Origin of the sequence: Salipiger sp. PrR007 (assembly GCF_010499845.1) — a bacterium.
GTDB lineage: Bacteria > Pseudomonadota > Alphaproteobacteria > Rhodobacterales > Rhodobacteraceae > Salipiger > Salipiger pacificus_A.
Genome location: NZ_JAAGOZ010000051.1, coordinates 1 through 16,216, shown reverse-complemented (window position 1 = coordinate 16,216; position 16,216 = coordinate 1). Strand labels below are relative to the sequence as shown.

Here is a 16,216-nt window from a genome sequence, read left to right as displayed (position 1 = left end):
CATGACCCGCTCAGCATAATCCAAGGTGGGTCACTTCTCGATGGAAACCCCGGGTCAGTTCTGGGTGGAAATCAACATCCGGCACCCCAAGCCTCCAGCGATCAACATCCCCACGGCTCCGGCCCTCAAGCTTTCATCTCCTCAACGAGTCAAAAACTCAATATTTCAATATCTGCAGCATTCCGCCGATCCAGCATTCCAGCAATCATGAAGTCATTCATTCCTGCGTTCCAGCACTCGACGAATTTTTTGGCCCGGAGCTTGCGCGCGGAGCGCACATGGGGCTGGGGGCCAAAAAATCGCACATTGGCCCTCTCCGTCTGGCGTGGGGCGCAGGCGCCCCACGCCAGACACATCGGGGCGGGTGTGATCCGCGGACGGCCCCGGCGGCAGCTCTCGCAGAGGCGAGATTGCCGCCTCCTGGCCTGCGGATCACCGCGCCCTGCCTGAGTGACCCCCTGGGTCACCGGGCGCGACACGGAGACCATGAAGGCTGACCGGTTTCCGCAAGCGGAAATCCCCCGAAGGGGCGAAAACCGGCCTTCATGGTCGGTTGGCTGGAACGGTATTGTGTTGTACACCTATAGGGCGTGTTTGAATTTTGATTGCTGCTTGAGGTTGCGATATGCCCCGCGGGCCCCGTCTCACCCACAAGGATATTGCCGAGATCAATCGCCTCCTGGGCGAGGGATATCCCGATGCCGAGATCGCCCGGCGCTGTGGTCGATCGCGCCAGACGGTGGCGCGGGTGCGAAACCAGGCAGCCTCGTCGCACACGACAACCGACGGTGCGGTGATCGGAGCCCGGGTCAGTGTCGAGGAATACGCGGCGTTCAAGGCGCTGATGGAGGCCGAGGGGCTGACACCGTCAGACGGCATTCGCCGTCTCATGCGGCTCGCCGTCGGTGCGCTCGATCTGCGGGTCGAGGAGATCGAGGCGCTGGCGCAGAGCCGGCGCGAGCTTGTGGCGGTGGGGCGCAATCTCAACCAGATGACCCAACTTGCGAACTCCGGGCGGCTCAAGTGGAACGCCCGCGACGCCAAGACCGTGGCGCAGCTTGACGCTCGGGTAGGGGATTTGACCGAGGCGCTGACCCATTTCATCAACGTGGCGCGCCGGCGGACGCTGGCGGATGTGGCCTTCCCGGAGGCGGATCAATGAGGGGGGGGTCGCTGTCGATTGAGGAGGCGGTTCTCGGCTATCCGCTCGAGGACCTCGCGCGCCGCAGCCGGAGCGGTGGGACGGGCACGCGCGTTCCGGGCGCGGGGCAGGGCAGCGTGCAGGCCCGATCCTTCCGGGCCTTTGCTGGCAATGCGCAGCGTTCGCCGCAATCGGTGGTGAAGCGGATCCGGGCTGGGGGCTGTCACTCGAAGGAAGAGCTGACCCGCCAGCTCAACTACATCACCCGGGAAGACGCGGCACATGCCACCTGGACGAACTTCGCCGGGGTGGATCGCGATCTGCAGCCCAACACTTTGTCGCGGGCGGTTGAGGACTGGTCTTCGTCCTGGCGCGGCGCGCCCCGGCGCGGGCACACCGATCATATCATCCTGAGCTTCCCCAAGGGCACAGGCATCGACGCGGCCGAGGCGGTGGCGCGGGAGTGGGGACAGGCGATCTTTGCCAGCGGCGACTATGGCGATCAGTGGCGCTACGTCGCCGCGGTGCACCGCGACCCGGATCACATCCATGCGCATTTTGTCGTCGACAAGGTCGGCTGCGACTGGGGCAACTTCCTGTCGATCAGCATGAAGTCGGATCTGAACTACGACGTGATGCGCGAGTGCCATGCCGAGCTCTCGCGGGCGCATGGCATCGACATGGTGGCCTCCAATCGCCTGTCGCGCGGGATCATCGAAAACCCGCCACGCGAGACCGAGTATCGGGCGGCGCATGACAAGACAGGTCGGGGCGACCTGGTCCCGCGGCCGCCCATGTCGGACGCGGAGAGGGATCACCGCCGCGCGGTGGTGCAGGACTTTGCGCGGCAATATTCCAGCCTTGGTCTGCTCGCCTCGCTGTCCGGTCCCGGAAACGCATTCATGGAAAAGCTGTCGCAGGCGTTCTTCGCGTCGGCGCAAACCCTAGAAGAAGGAGGCTCTCTCATGCCCGAGGCAGACACCCTGATGCCACCGCAAACCCACGCTGCCACGCAGGACCAGAGCTTTGATCCCGTCGTCGCCATGACCCGCGCACGCGAGCAGTTGCTGGCTGAGGCGCGGGAAACCTGGGAGAGCATTCAGGCGATGGAGGCCGGTCCCGAGCGGGTGCGGATGGAGGCGGAGTTCTCCCGCACCAGCACCGAGCTTATGGCGGCCACCCAGGCCGATCCCTTCTTCCAGGACCATGCGATGGTGGCTGAGACGCGCGACGATTTCTTTGCGCATCTGATCCCCGCGTCGCTGCAGCACGTGCGGGACGGGCTCGAGGCGGAGGACCCCCGCGTTGGGCAGATCGACAGCACGCTGGATGATCTGCGCGAGGCGCTAATCGCCGCCTTTGCGCAGGATGCGGATCTTATGGCGCAGCTTGGCACGACGGCCGAGGAGTTGGCGGAATACGCGGCGCAGGGGGGCCACTCCCTGGCGCAGGCGGCGCTGTGGCGCGGTCGGGCGGAAAGCCTGGACGAAGGCGCCTCCGCGCGGCTGACGCAAGTGCTGGAACAGGGGCACCGGATCATCGACGGCGTGGCGGTGCCGCGCGATCTTGTCGAGCAGCTCGCGCTCGACCAGCTGCTGACCCTGGACAAGCACCACCAGCTTGCCGACGTGCCGGCCATCGAAAGCCTTGTCGACCGGATGGCGGAGGCGCTCTCGGACGCGGAGCTCGCACAGGTCCTCGAGGGCGACAGCACGCCGCTGCAGGACGAGATCCGCGATCCCGCGGTTCGGGCGGCCGTCGCCGCCGAGCTGAAGAACGAAGCCGACCTCGTGGTGGGGCAGGGGGACCGCGAGCGCGAGACCGTGGAGGCCTACCAGGCCATGGCGCGAGAGCGGCAGGCCGAGCTCGCGGCCGCACATGCCGCTGAGCGTGGCTTGGACATTGAGGACCGGCACGAGCTCTAAGCAGACAGGAGGGTCGCTGACGATGATCCAGAATCTAGAGACGGCGTGGCGCTACCCGCTCGCCGTGATTGGCGGTCTGCTGGCCGGCGGCTACATCGGTTCCATGCTCGCCACGATCTACGGCGCGCTCGTATTCCGCGAGAGCCTGAACAGTCTCGATCCGCTCGAGCCCTGGTTCCTGCGCTGGAGCTGGCCCGCGCTGCAGGCCAATCCGGACGCGCTGCAGGTGATGGGCCTTATCAACGGTCTGGTGGCACTAAGCATCGTTGCCGTGGGTGTCGCCGGGGTCTACCGCGGCCGGCTCACCAGCTATGACGACGCGCATTTCCAGTCGCGGCGGGAGATGCGGCGCAACAAGATGGTCAAGTCGATCTCCGAGCAAGGGTTCGTCTTCGGCAAGACCACGGGGCCCACAAAGCAGGGGCTCTACATCTCTGCCACGCCGAACCGGTTTCCGCATTTCATCATGGTGGCCCCGTCCGGGCGCGGCAAAGGTGTGGGCTTTGTCAGACCGAACCTTCTGCATCATGGCGGCAGTGCCATCGTGCTCGATGTGAAGGGCGAGAACTTCGAGACGACCGCGATCCATCGCCAGAAGGGTCTCGGGAACCGCATCTGGTATTTCTCGCCCTTCGACTACGTGGAGACCGAAGACGGGCCTTCGACCCGGACGCATCGCTTCAACCCGCTGGCACGGATCGCGGCGATGTCTTCGCCGGACCAGCAGTATACCGCGCTCAATATCCTGGCCGACCAATTCCTGGTTGTGCAGGGAGATGCGGCCAAGGGCTTCTACCAGGCCGGCAAACGGCTCTTCGTCGCCTCCTGTCTCTTTGCCATCGAGCAGGGAAGGCCGAACCTCGGCTTTGCCAAGGAGATCTTCGGGGGCGGCGGCAAGACCGAGGAGACTTACCGCGAGTACGCCGAGATGACCGACATCCCCATCGTCGCGACGATCTTTTCGGAGATGGCGGGGATGAGCCAGAAGATCACCGACAGCTACCGCTCGGTGATCAACGGTGCCGGCTTCCAGCTCTGGGACGACCCTTCGGTGGTCCGCGCGACGCTGGAGAACGACTTCGATTTGACCAGCTTCCGCCGCGAGGCGCAGACGCTCTACATCACGACCCAATCCGAGCACCTGACCACGCTGGCGCCGCTGGTGCGCCTTCTCTTCGCCGAGGGCATCGCGTCGCTGCAGCGCGCGGAGCCGGGCCCCGACGAGCCCTACACGGTGATGTTCCTGATGGACGAGTTCGATCAGCTCGGCCGCCAGCCGCTGGTGGAGAACAGCATCAAGACCATCCGCTCCTTCGGTGGGCGGTTCTTCATCATCACCCAGTCGATCGCCGGTCTCGACAACCCGTCGCTCTATGGCGAGGCCGGGCGCCGCGCGCTCATGGCCGGCGCCGGGGTGAAAATCTTCATGACGCCGCAGGAGGACCACACGGCGGCGGTCCTGTCGGACATGGTGGGCAAACACACCGTGGTGTCGAAGACCGAAAGCCAGAGCCGTATTCGCGAGCTCGACGACAGCGCCAATATCAGTCGCCGCAGCGAAGAACGGGCGCTGCTCTCACCGGGCAAGCTGCTGCAGTTCCCGATCGATCAGGTGCTGATCCTGCCGGAGGGACAGTATCCGATAAAGGCGCATCGGATCACGTCTTACGAGGACCACCATTTCGGGCCGATTGAGGCGGCGCGACACGGGCACGCGCTGCCCTATCCGCCGCTGACCGCCAGGCCGAAGCGCAAGGTCGCGAGCCTGGCGCAGATCGCGCAGGCAGAAGTGGCGGTCGAAACCTGCCAGCAGTATGGCAAGCGGTTCGCCGAGATGCGGACGCGGGCGGAGACCCAGCGGAGCAAGGGCGGGGAAAGCGGGGCGGCCTCCCGGCGGCGTCCCAGGCGGGCGGGCGCGACGGATTTGGCGAAGTTTGAGGGCGCCGATGGGGGTGTGCAGCAGAAGGAGAGCGCGAAGGTCTAGGAAGCCTTTTCCACGGGCGGCCCATCTTCCTGTCCTCACCGCCGGACCTGAAAAACGATCCTTCGCCCTGAAAAATTGTACCTGCCGCGGGGATCGCATGAATTTTGTCACAGGGTCCGCGAATTTGAGGCCGGAACTGTCCAGCCCGCGAGCTTCGTTTCTCACCCAATGAAGGCTGAATCCTGTGACAGGGCTCATGGCCGCTGGCGAGCACCTTCCGCATCCGCTCGATGAAGTTGTGGCGATTACTCCTCGCTCTCAGCTGTCGGGTCGGCTCTCGCGGCCACCCCTGCCGGCTGTGGCGGGACGTCGATCCAGGCTTCCCCGCTTGCCACGACGCAGGCGAGCCCGTCGGGATGCACGGCAAGGATTGTCCAGTTTCCCTCCTCAGCCGCGCGCCAGACTTCCAGCATGCGCGTCGCAGACTGAAGTCCACGCCCGACAAGGGCTTCGTCATAGGTGCTCTCGAGCGTTCCGGTGATGCTCTCGTGGAGCCCGCAGACCATCTGCGCCGATGCCGGCGGTCCGGCGGCGGCCAGTCCAAATGTCAAGCTGAGACTTATCAGACGTTTCCACATGATCTTCTCCTTCCCATTCCCGGGGTCGGAGAACTCAAGGGCAACGACCCCAGCTCTAAGTTGCGTCATATATATGGTGTCTGACCGCTGCGATTGCACCGAAATATGCCGAGGTTTTGATCGGCTGTGTGAGCAACGGTCTTTGTCTCGCTGTCCCATTCAGGTGTCGGCGCAGGCCCACTCAGATGCGTAGGCACAATCCGAGAATTGTGTGCATCAAAAAATACTTTGCTGCAGGTCGTCAGTTGTGTGTATCAATTCCATATTTGATGCACACGAGCGAAACACAGGTATAAGATGGAGCCGATATCGCACTCTCGAGCCGCCCAGGTGGCGTATCAGGACTTGCTGCGCATGCATCTCGACGAGGCGGCGTCGGAGATCATCGGCAGTATCGAGGAGCGTCGCCGCAATGGGCGGACATATCTCTATGACCGGTTCCGGATCGGGATAGAGATGAAGAGCCGCTATCTCGGCGAGGATAGCCCAGACTTGCGCGATCGCCTGGCACGCGCTGCCGATTTGAAAGCAGAGGCGCAAGAGCGCAAAAAACGCATGTCGCGTCTGGCGCGCGTTCTAAGGGCCGAAGGCATGATCGGAACCGATCGGGAGACAGGCTCATTGCTTCTGGCGTTCGCGCGCGCGGGCGTCTTCCGGCTGGGCGGTACGTTGATCGGGGCCGGAGCCTATGGGCTTTATCAGGGGGAACTTGGTGTTCGCTTTGACTCCGACGAACTTGCCCAGACAGGGGACATCGATTTCGCGAGCTTCGAACGGCTCTCAGTGGCACTGGGCGACCGGGTGGAGGAAGAGCCGGGGGAGATCCTCCGGTCGATGAAATTCGAAGCTGTCCCCGGGGTTTATGATCGGCAGATCTGGAAGTGGCGTCAAAGCGGCGGCGAGGCCATGGTCGAGTTCCTGACGCCGGCCTTCGGCGACGAGGGCATCAAGCCGCTTCCGGCACTGGGGGTCAGCGCGCAAGCGTTGAACTACCTCAATTTCCTGATTGCGGAGCCGATCCACGCTTTGGCGCTCTACCGCGCCGGAGTACTTGTGCAAATCCCGCGACCGGAGCGCTTTGCAATCCACAAGCTGATCGTGGCCAGCAGGCGGCACGGCGGGCCGGACGAAGCGAAGGCGCGAAAAGACCGTGCCCAGGCTGAGTTCCTCATCCGCATCCTCGCTGAAGATCGGCCCGAAGATCTCGCTGAAGCCTACGACCACGCGCTGTCGCAAGGCCCCCGATGGCGGGAGCGGATCGCCTCAAGCCTTGGACGCATGTCGGGCATCAAAGACCTTTTGCAGGGGCTCGTGTAAACTGGTGAGGACGCTCGATCCGCGGATCAAGAGGTTTGGTCTGTGTGACCAAGGATTTCGCCCGGCCATCCCGACGGATTGTCTGAGGTGGCCGCGGACCGCACAGCTCGTTAGTTTATGGCAAGCTGCGCCATCCGCCATGTAGATTTTTTTGAGGGCGTGAAAGCGCGTCGCACCGACATTGCGGGCCCGACTATTTGACGCGGGGCGCGGCTCCAGAATTAGGGAAATACGCCCCGCGCTGAATGCTCCGTGAGTGGATTGCTTCATTCAAGATACAAGATAGGAGCGCGGAACTGTCTCGACAACCATTCCGGGAAAGTTCTGGAAATGCGAGGCGAAAAGCCGCCTCTCTGCGATGGCGCGTGCTACGCCAGTGGCGCCTCGCCCCTGCTCTGAAAGCGCTAGAATGATCTTTGGTGCGGACCGGGTGCGGAACGAGACTCCTGTCCAGAGCTTGCGGCGCGCGGCAGACATACCCTCGGGCGGCCCGCGGCATTGAAAAATCCGCCCATGCGCCGCTTGCATGCTTTGCGGCGCGAGGCGAACGAAAAAAGTTCACCCCGGCGGCGGGCGCCTCGACAGAAGATCGCTGCGAAGGAGGTACGATCTTGCCTTCGTGTTCGGCGCTCTTTTGAGGAGTCCTAGACTCAGAAGGGTCTGGATGGACCGGTAGAACGTCGCTTGAGGGATCGAGCCAACCGATGGATGCCGGCGGAGGCTTTCGGATTTCACCGTGTTGCCTGTGCACTGGCACAGGGCGTGGGCGGCGAGCAAGACATCCCGTTCAGTCCTGCTCAGCTCGTCAATGCCCACGTCGATCTCAAGAACACGCAGCATATCTCGCAACTCGAGTATCGCGCGAAGCTTACGGTCTGAGGTGGAACGGGGCTGGGGTTCAAATTGTGGCATCTAGATCAAATTATTGGAAGAATACTGCGTCAAACTTATCAAATTGAGAACTTCTTGTCGCCTTGATTGAGATTTGCTACGGTCGGATTGGCTTCTTCCGTGAGTGGTGTAGCCGTCTTCTATTTGAGCAGCTTCTTCCCTGGTGGTGAGAGCCGCCAGGGAAATTCCTCAATCACGCACCTGTTCTGGCAAAAGAACGAGTGCGCGGCATCTCACCGAGTTGGTGCAGAGTTCGTCACTTCGTGATCGGAACGGGGCGTTCGCTCCATCGTGGCGGGGTCGATCGCACGCATGGTCAGTTGAGCGTTCACGCGTCGAGCAGCGGGGCCCGCGCGAAACCACTTCGAAGCGGAAGCAAGGTTAAAGCGAGGACGGCGCTGGCCCTCTTTCGGCACGGCGGCCTCCATTACCACCTCGATCATCTCATCGATACGATAGAGGCCGCCCGCGACGGGAAGAGGCATCTTGCGCTGCTGAAGGGCCTGACGCTTCACTTCGAGCTTTTCGGCGACATCTGCGAGACTCACCAGGTCAGGGCGGACTTCGCGCAGGACAGTGCCCGCCGGCAGCGCCTTGATCAGGGCTCGCGCGGCGTCGAGGATCACGCTCTCCGCATCGTCCCCTTCGGCTTCCAACTCTACACCCAGTAGGCCGGCATGACCGGTGCCGACGAGAGCATCCTCAAAGCCCGCTTCGAAGACGGCGTCGGACAGCGCAAATGCATCGTGCTCCCCTTCCGGGAGCGCGAAGACCAGTTCGAATTCGAATTCTTCAGCCATCGGACTTTCCTTCGTCGTTTTTCTCAAGCCTCACGCAGGCCAGAGCCTTCTGCCGGATCTTCTTCGCGAACTGCTGCGGGTTCTTGGGTGTCGACCACACAGACATCTGGCAAAACTCGCCGCAGCGGCATTCTTTATCGTTCGCAGGGCACCGGAGGATCCCCCACGCGTGCCCCTTGCCTTCGACAAGAGCCCATCCCAGCGCTTCGAGCTCTTGGATGACGGCCTCGATTTCCTTCGACGTGTGCTTCTTCCTTGGCACTGAAGATACTCAGCCCCCTTAAATTGTCAATCGACAAGATAAAATCGTTACGAGAAGACCCCTGAAAATGGGTGCCTGACGCCAGCACGCAGCCCATAGAAGGACCACTGTATGCACACCAGCGCACTCCTCGACCTTGGGTGGGGGATACAAGAGCAATGTCCCAGATATCAACGCCGACGCTGATGCTGCCTGGTGTCGTCACCGCTAGGCGGTGCCGCCGGGAATGGTCCTGTTGGGCAGCACTGCAGGGCGACAGCTTACTTCTGCAAGCACGGCGTTCTTCGTGGGCTCCGCTCTCGGTGGATGAGGCGAAGAGCTGACGACTGGACGCGGGCGGACAGGATCTTGCCTGCAACCAGCCCAGCCGGAAACTGAGATTTCTCGTCAGCTATTTGTGGCGTCTCACCATCGAAACAACCGTGCATGCCAGCGCGGCAATCCCGCCGAAGAGCACCGACGCAATGCCGAGGGGGAAGAGGATGGTTCTGGAGGAAACGAAGGTTCCGGTGATTTCGGCGCCGAAGGCCAGATGGTCGGTCGCGAGCAGCGCGATACCGACGCCTACTAGAACGAACCCACCGAAGAAGACGGTTTTCTCCATACCTACACTTCAACTCATGCTTTGTTTGACCAAATATTCTTTCCAGCAAATACGAGCCAAAAACGGCGACCAGGAGCATCTGCCGACGTCCGGTCTAAACCCGACGTCACCTAGGTCGCCATCCGCGTAGATGCACGCGAAACGTGCATGTCTGCACAATAGGCTCTGCTCATGCGACAGCCTAGCGCGGAGCGTGTCGAGCGGCCGTGTTGACCTCTTTTCAAAGCTCTTACTGTCACGAACGATGCGCGCGCCTGTGACAGAAAGCTCGCCGCAATCCCCCTCCGCCCATCCTCGCGACGAGGCTGGATCACGACATTCATGCTGTGCGCGCAGTGCGGACTTCTTCGAAGCTCTACTGAGCCCGGTGCCGCGAGAGAAACCACCGAGCCAGCAGCCAAGTCGCTCCGTCGCTATGGGATCTAGGTCGTGGCCGAGTTGTCGGGCGCGGCGCTCAGTGTCGGGATGGCCGACACATCGACGTCGCGGGTTGCATGCCAGGCATCATAGGCCCCCTGCATCCTGATCCAGACCAGGGGCGCGGTGCCGAATAGCTTACCAAGCCGCACGGCGACTTCCGGGCTGACGGGCTTCCGTTCGGCCAGAAGGTCATGCAGGTGCTGGCGCGAAATCCCCAGAAGGCGCGCGATTTCGGACTTGGATTTCCCGGTCGCGGGGATCACATCCTCGCGGAGCAGTTCGCCCGGATGCGTCGGGCAGCGGTTAGGGTTGCGGCTCATCGTCGCCTCCTAGTGATATTGCTCGTAGTCCAGCACATAGGCGTCGCCGTCGCGGAACTCGAAGGTGATGCACCACGGGCCGTTCACATGGACGGTGTAGCGCGTTGGAGTGTGACCTCGCAGACTGTGAAAGTCGAAGCCCGGCAGGTTCATGTCTTCGGGCGCCGTGGCGGCGTCGAGCGCATCCAGACGCCGCAGAATGCGGCTGTGCATGCGCGCGTCGATCTTTGACTTGCCAGTCTCCCAGAGGGCTTTCAGTTGCTTGTGTGCGAAAGTCTTGATCATGGCTTTATGTAAGCTGATAGGCGACAGGTGTAAAGTGATAACTTACAGGTGCGCAGTCGCGACAGACCTTTCGCGGCTTTGCAGCGATCTTGGAGACGTGTTGAAGCTTTGGTCATTTCGGCCGAAGAGGTGCCCTCTACGCAGGTCCCCGGCCAACGCGCAAACTACAACGCGTAAGCATTGCCCGTCTTCACTGGTGCGCAAGGCTGGTACCTCAACGACCGTCAGCCCGCCTTCCCCGGCAGAAAAATCTCCGCAATCCCCCTTCTCCCATCCTCGCGCCCAAGCTGGATCACCACATCGATGCTGTGCGCGCAGTAGCGGCACACCTCTTCGAAGCTCATGTTGAGGCCGTTGCCGAGCACCATCATCGCGAGCCGATCGATTGCCTTGAGGGCGGTGTCAGCGTGGATGGTGGTGAAGGACCCACCGTGGCCGGTGTTGATGGCCTCGAGGAAGGTGAGGGCCTCGAAGCCGCGGAGCTCACCAAGGATGATCCGGTCGGGGCGCATCCGCAGGCTGGATTCCAACAGCTTGGCGGGAGATTTTTCAGAGCCCCGCATTCGGTCAGATTTCATGGAAACGGTGTTGGCGTGGGCCGGGAAGAGCTCGAATGCATCCTCGATGGTGACCAGCCGTTCGCGCGCGCCCACCATGTCGAGGAGCGCGCGGGCGAAGGTGGTTTTGCCGGTGGAGGTGCCGCCGGAGATCACCACGTTCAGCCGATCCTCGATGCAGAGCTGCATGGCCTCGGTGACCTTGCCCGCGCCAGTCAACTCGCGCACCTGCTGTGCCCGATCCCGACGCCGCTTGTCGAGATCGACGAGCTGACCATGTAGAAGCGTCATGTCTCCGATCTCGAGCTTGGACTGCGCATACCGCCGGAAGCAGATCGAGGGCGCGCCTTCGATCACCGGGGCCGCCACGACCTGTGCCCGGAGCGGCGCGCCTGCATGCGTGATCTTGCCCGAGACGATCGGCTTCTTCGCCGAGAGCGACACGTCGACCTCCGAGGCGATGGCCTTGGCGAGGTCCGCGGCCTGGGCCGGCGCGACGCTCAGCGCTTCGGCCCGCTGCATGTGGCTGTCGCCTTGCCGCTCGACCCAGACCCCGCCATCGGGATTGATCGCCACCTCCACCACGTGTGGATCCCCAAGATAGGCGCTGAGAGGTGCAAGATAGCTTGCAAGGAAGGACGCGCGTGGCGGAGCTTTGGTCATCAGAAGAACTCCAGGTCGCGGTCGACCATGACCGTGATGGCGCTGCCTTGCTCTACGGTGATGATCGGGGGCAGGGTGGCGTAGTCCGCCGCCGCGGAACTGGTGGCATCGCCAAGATCCTCGGTGACATCGCGGGCAATGTCGGAGGTGGTGTCATCGTCGATCTGCGCGGCGGCAATGCTCGGGCCCGCGCCAATGAGCGAGATAAGCGCGGCATTGCCGAAGCGGGTGCCAAAGCGCGTGTCGACCTTCCCGCTAATGCCGGAGCGGCCCATCTGATCGCCGCCAAAGGCCGAGAGCTGCACCGATTGGCCATCGGGGGTCACAAGCCGGGTCCAGCCGATGAGGATGCGCCCCTGACCGATGTCGATGTCCGAGCTGTAGGAGCCGAAGAGGCGCGAGCCGGAGGGGATCAGCACCTGGCTCTGGTCGAAGGACCAGACCGGGTAGTTGACCACGGCAGAGACGGCGCCGGGAAGCGAGGAGTCGACGGCGTTCTCAAGGCTCGCCTGGATCATCGTGCCCTGCAGGACCGTGTAGGACGGATTGGCAATCTCTGTCGCCTGCTCGGTCGGCGTGGCACCGCCGATGCTGCCAGTGCCGCCGGCACCGCCGGTGACAAAGGCGCGCAGCGCGCTGTCGCGCGACTGCCCGCGCGGGCTCAGCTGGCCGGCTGTGTCCCCGGGTCCGCCGCTCGCCGGTTCTGCGCTGCCTGAGCTTGCGCCGTTGTCGTAGACCACTGCCTCGGACTCGACGCGGGCCTGCAGTTCTTCCTGCTGCTGGCGCCGACGTTCGGCGAGCTCGGCCTCGCGCTCAGCTTGCTGCCGGCGCGCGGCTTCGGCGTCCTGGGCCTCCTGCGCGGCGTCGTGGTTGGCGGTGGTGATTTCGGTCTGCAGCGCCAGGTTCTCGCGGCGCAAGGATTCCAGCGTCTCTTCCTGCTGGGTCATGCGTTCTTGATTGGCCGCCTGCAGCGATTTCAGCTGATTGGCGAACTCCTCGCGCATCTGCTGCGCCATTTGCGCATTCTGCTCCTGCGTTTCCTGCAGGGCGCGCGAGAGGTCTGCGACAACGGCGCTGTCTTCGCTGCCGGCACGACCGGACAGATCGGCGAGGCTACTTTGCAGCTGCTGCACCTGTTCCTGCAGGGAGGCATTGCGCTCTTCGAGCGCGCTGCGCTGACTGTCGAGCTGGTCCTGGATGAGGCCGAAGTCAAAGCCCTCGTCTTCGGGCTCTGGTGCAGCGGCGGGGGCGATGTTGCCAAAGCCGCTGCCGGTGGCCCCGTCCTGGAATTCGGTGACATTGGAGGTTTCCACGAGCGCGCTGTCCTCTTCGCCCGCGACCATGGCGTAGGCCAGCACCACGAGCAGGCAGCCCGCGATAATGCCGGAGACCAGTTTGCCGGCAAGCGAGTTCAGCCCCAGCGCCGGGCGGCGGGGCTTGCGCTCAACGCGGTAGGCTTTCTCCTGCGCCGTGCGTTCACCCTCGAAGTCAGTCTCCTCGAAACCCTGATCGTCGGTGCCTTTATGCTCGGCCATCTCAGAACTCCTTCCCGGCAAGGCTGCGGAGGATGAAGGGATCCACGGTCTTGCCGCCCGCCACGCGGCGGATGCAGATCACCTCGTCACCGATCCGGATAGTGAAGGCGTCTGCCACACCGCCGATACGCACGACCCGGCCGCGGGTCTGCGAATTCACCGTCAGCTCATAGCCCTCGCCGTCCACGGCAAAGATCGAAGGGCGCACTCCCTGGCGGAACTCGAAATACGTCGCATGCCCGTCGTTCCAGACCGCCGTGGGCCGGGCCTGACCGCCGCCGGCGTATTCATAGCCGGTGTCGCGGGTGCCGATGGCCTTAGGCGTGCTCGAGGCCCGGGCAGCCGGCTGGTCCTCGGGATATTTGACCGCAACCCGATAGGTCGGTGTCTTGCTGCGGCCTTCGGTGAGGACAAAAGCGATCGCACGGCGCGAGGTGTAGATGGTCATATTGCTGTGGGCACTGCCGATGACCGGTTTCACCGAGACCGTGTTGCGGTTCGACAGAACCTCGACATCGAAGGCCTCAGAATCCCCCAAAAGGACCTGCTCGATCCGCTCACCCCGGCCGAGCTCGAGCGCGGTGTTGGTCCGCAGGTTCGTGTCGACGCGGATCACGTCGGAGGGGTTGTACCAGACCGAGCGCACGCGGGCGTCCTGGCCCATGGTTTGCGGCGCGCGTTCTGCCAGCGCCGGCAGGGGCAAGAGCAGAAGGGCGGAAATCGCGAGGGCTTTGGCATGTCGCATGGTCAGCCTCCCAGCGTCTCGGCCGAGACATTGAAACTGGTGACGGTAAAGCCGAGCGGGTTTTCCCAGACCCGCTCGAGGGCGCGTTCCTCGCGCGGCTGGAACTCGAAACCGATGACCGCCACGAAGGGACGGGTGACGCTGTCCTGGCGCGGCGTGCGCAGGGTCTTCTCGTAGCGGACCTGGGCGACGGTCGGCTCGAGGAAGGTGATGGTCTTCACCCGCACGGTCACCTCCGCCCCCTGCCCATAGAGGCGGGGCGGGTAGGTCTCATTGTCACTGTCATTGCTCCAGAGCGCCACCAGCGAGCGCCGGGCACCGCCGGCCGAGCGGCGCTGCACGCTTTCGAGACGCTCTTGAATGCCGGCCATGAGGAAGGACTCGCGATCCGAGACGTAAGAGACGAGCAGGCTCTCCTTCACCGCCTGCTCGTCCTCGATGCCGGTGGGCTGCACCTGCATGATGCGCTCGGCCGCGCCGGTGTCGCGGTCCACCAGCACGGTGAAGACCTCGGTCGTCTTAAGCGGCATCATCGTCGTGATGGCGAGGGCCATGAGGACCGAGACGCCGGTGGAGACGCCTGCCACGATCCAGGCGCGTTTTTCGCTGCGGCGCGGGGCCATGATGATATCCGTATCGAAGCTGTGTTCTTTCACCAAAACCTCCTTCGCGGGCCGATTACTTGCCGCCCTTGGCGACGGATTTTTGCGCCAGGGACACGGCGAGCCGGGCTGCCGCCGCCGCGCTGCCAGGCGCGCCGCCCGCGGCGCTCGAAATTGCCGCGCCGACCGCATGGCCCTCCCGGCGGGCGCCGGAGCTGATCCCGTATTTGGGTTCCTTTCGCCCGGTCATGCCCTCGGCCATGCCGCGGGCGCCGGCGACGGCGCCGTAGCTGTGGGACTTGGCCTGCTGGTAGGTGCCGGAGGCGGCCTGCCCGAGGCCGATGGCGGTGGAGCCAAGGGACTGCGCGATGGTCGGGACCATGAACATGAGCCCGGTGCCGAGCATCATGACCACCACGAAGCCGATGATGTCGCCAATGGTCTCGGCGCTCGCAGGATCGGGCGCGAGCATCTTGCTGGTGGCAATGGTGAAGCCGGCCATGGCCGCGGTCAGCAGGGGCACGAAGGCGAAGCCGAGGGCCAGCTTGGTGTAGGTCTCGAAGATCGGCGCCGATTGCTTGAAGAGCGTGCAGGCAATCGCCAGCGGCCCCACTACGATCAGCACCGCGATCATCAGTTTCGCGGCACAGATGACGACGATCGAGATGGTCGCCATCAAGGCTGCGATGAGGAACATGAGCAGGCTGGCGAGGGCGCCGGAGATGTAGGAGCCGTTTTCCGAGACGGATTGGCCAAGGTCGAGGGCCCGTATGTAGAGCGTATCGAGGCCGTCGTAGAGGTCGGTGACGCTGTCACCTGTCGTGGCTGAAAGCACGGTGCCGCCCAACTCGCTCGGGGTTTCGGTCAGAACGCCATAGACCGCGTCGAAATTGGCGAAGGAGGACAGGAAGATCATGACCAAGGCGATGCGCGTGATGAGGCTGAGCCCATTGCGGAGTGTCATCGGGACGGCCTGGACGGCAAGGTTGATCCCGGTCATTGCCACGAGGAGCACCGCGCCGACGCGGAACACCGGGATGACCGAGCCGGCCACTTCGTTGTAGGCGGCGGCACCGACAGACGCGGCTGTCGTATCCACCGCCGAGAGGACATCTGCGATGATGGCCATCAGGGCGCGTCCCGGCAGGATTCATTGTGGAAAGTCCGGTAGTCCCGGTACACCGCGTTCTCGTTTGCGATGTTGTACTCGCGCAGTTTCTGCATCTCAGTCTCGGAGATGTCCTCTGGCACCACGCCAAGGAACTCGACCGAGAACTCCTCGAAAGAGCGCGCCGCCTGCGGGCAGGTGCAGGTCTGTTCCTTGAGGCGCTGCACCTTGTTGAAGGTCTGATAGGCGGTGCGCGCCGTGCCGAAGTTGAACCCCGGTTTGGCGAGCAGGCCGACCTTCGGCGGCTCCCGGCGGCAGAGCGCCTTGTCGCCTTCGAAGAAATACATGCTGCGGCTCTGCATCTCCTGCATGATGGCCAGCAGCCTATGACCATCTTCCGCCTCCACCGCCGCGACGGCCGCGGCGCTCAGCTCCGGTGCCGAGACGGCGCTGTAGTCCTCGGCCCAGGCGACACCGGC

16 protein-coding genes are annotated in these 16,216 nt (G+C 63.6%); 4 read left to right on the top strand and 12 right to left on the bottom strand.

Features of this window, described 5'->3' with window-relative positions; all coding sequences use genetic code 11:
- Window positions 1–625 precede the first annotated feature (625 nt).
- The 3 genes from G0Q01_RS20390 to G0Q01_RS20380 are packed head-to-tail and all read left to right on the top strand — an operon-like array spanning window position 626 to window position 5,050.
- Window positions 626–1,162 carry a helix-turn-helix domain-containing protein gene (locus G0Q01_RS20390; protein ID WP_164188789.1) on the top strand — a complete coding sequence of 179 codons (537 nt, stop codon included), beginning with the start codon at window positions 626–628 and terminating at the stop codon, window positions 1,160–1,162.
- Window positions 1,159–3,066 carry a relaxase/mobilization nuclease domain-containing protein gene (locus tag G0Q01_RS20385; protein ID WP_164213776.1) on the top strand — a complete coding sequence of 636 codons (1,908 nt, stop codon included), beginning with the start codon at window positions 1,159–1,161 and terminating at the stop codon, window positions 3,064–3,066. The genes G0Q01_RS20390 and G0Q01_RS20385 overlap by 4 nt, the downstream gene beginning before the upstream one ends.
- Window positions 3,067–3,088: 22 nt before the next feature.
- Complete coding sequence (locus G0Q01_RS20380) at window positions 3,089–5,050, top strand: type IV secretory system conjugative DNA transfer family protein (protein ID WP_164213775.1); 1,962 nt, start codon at window positions 3,089–3,091, stop codon at window positions 5,048–5,050.
- Window positions 5,051–5,295: 245 nt separating this feature from the next.
- Here the strand turns inward: G0Q01_RS20380 and G0Q01_RS20375 are convergent, their stop codons facing one another.
- On the bottom strand, window positions 5,296–5,628 hold the full coding sequence (locus G0Q01_RS20375) for a hypothetical protein (RefSeq protein ID WP_164197195.1): 333 nt from the start codon (window positions 5,626–5,628) through the stop codon (window positions 5,296–5,298).
- 297 nt (window positions 5,629–5,925) lie between these two features.
- On the opposite strand from G0Q01_RS20375, the gene G0Q01_RS20370 reads away from it, so the two are divergent.
- Window positions 5,926–6,945, top strand: a complete 1,020-nt coding sequence (locus tag G0Q01_RS20370; protein WP_164213774.1) for a GSU2403 family nucleotidyltransferase fold protein — start codon at window positions 5,926–5,928, stop codon at window positions 6,943–6,945.
- A 1,124-nt stretch (window positions 6,946–8,069) separates the two neighbouring features.
- On the opposite strand, the gene G0Q01_RS20365 is transcribed toward G0Q01_RS20370, so the two are convergent.
- From G0Q01_RS20365 to G0Q01_RS20315, 11 genes are all read right to left on the bottom strand, one after another.
- Window positions 8,070–8,636 (bottom strand): hypothetical protein, encoded by a 567-nt coding sequence (locus G0Q01_RS20365; protein ID WP_164213773.1) that lies wholly within the window; start codon window positions 8,634–8,636, stop codon window positions 8,070–8,072.
- A complete protein-coding gene (locus G0Q01_RS20360; protein ID WP_164213772.1) occupies window positions 8,629–8,898 on the bottom strand; it encodes a hypothetical protein in 270 nt (89 codons plus the stop codon). The genes G0Q01_RS20365 and G0Q01_RS20360 overlap by 8 nt, the downstream gene beginning before the upstream one ends.
- Before the next feature lie 391 nt (window positions 8,899–9,289).
- Window positions 9,290–9,502 (bottom strand): hypothetical protein, encoded by a 213-nt coding sequence (locus G0Q01_RS20355; protein WP_164213771.1) that lies wholly within the window; start codon window positions 9,500–9,502, stop codon window positions 9,290–9,292.
- A gap of 422 nt (window positions 9,503–9,924) precedes the next feature.
- Window positions 9,925–10,242 carry a HigA family addiction module antitoxin gene (locus tag G0Q01_RS20350; protein WP_164213770.1) on the bottom strand — a complete coding sequence of 106 codons (318 nt, stop codon included), beginning with the start codon at window positions 10,240–10,242 and terminating at the stop codon, window positions 9,925–9,927.
- 9 nt (window positions 10,243–10,251) lie between these two features.
- Window positions 10,252–10,527: a type II toxin-antitoxin system RelE/ParE family toxin gene (locus G0Q01_RS20345; RefSeq protein WP_164197105.1), complete on the bottom strand. Its 276-nt coding sequence runs from the start codon at window positions 10,525–10,527 to the stop codon at window positions 10,252–10,254.
- A gap of 224 nt (window positions 10,528–10,751) precedes the next feature.
- Complete coding sequence (gene virB11, locus G0Q01_RS20340) at window positions 10,752–11,747, bottom strand: P-type DNA transfer ATPase VirB11 (protein ID WP_164213769.1); 996 nt, start codon at window positions 11,745–11,747, stop codon at window positions 10,752–10,754.
- A complete protein-coding gene (locus G0Q01_RS20335) occupies window positions 11,747–13,282 on the bottom strand; it encodes a TrbI/VirB10 family protein (protein ID WP_164213768.1) in 1,536 nt (511 codons plus the stop codon). Before G0Q01_RS20335 ends, virB11 begins: the two co-directional genes overlap by 1 nt.
- 1 nt (window position 13,283) lies before the next feature.
- A complete protein-coding gene (locus G0Q01_RS20330; protein WP_164213767.1) occupies window positions 13,284–14,027 on the bottom strand; it encodes a TrbG/VirB9 family P-type conjugative transfer protein in 744 nt (247 codons plus the stop codon).
- A gap of 2 nt (window positions 14,028–14,029) precedes the next feature.
- Entirely contained in the window at window positions 14,030–14,683 is a 654-nt protein-coding gene (locus tag G0Q01_RS20325; protein WP_164213766.1) for a type IV secretion system protein, read from the bottom strand.
- Window positions 14,684–14,705: 22 nt separating this feature from the next.
- Window positions 14,706–15,758, bottom strand: coding sequence for a type IV secretion system protein (locus tag G0Q01_RS20320; RefSeq protein ID WP_164213765.1), 1,053 nt, complete (start codon window positions 15,756–15,758; stop codon window positions 14,706–14,708).
- The coding region (locus tag G0Q01_RS20315; RefSeq protein WP_164213764.1) for a hypothetical protein at window positions 15,758–16,216 on the bottom strand (459 nt) is incomplete at its 5' end. The genes G0Q01_RS20320 and G0Q01_RS20315, both read right to left, overlap by 1 nt.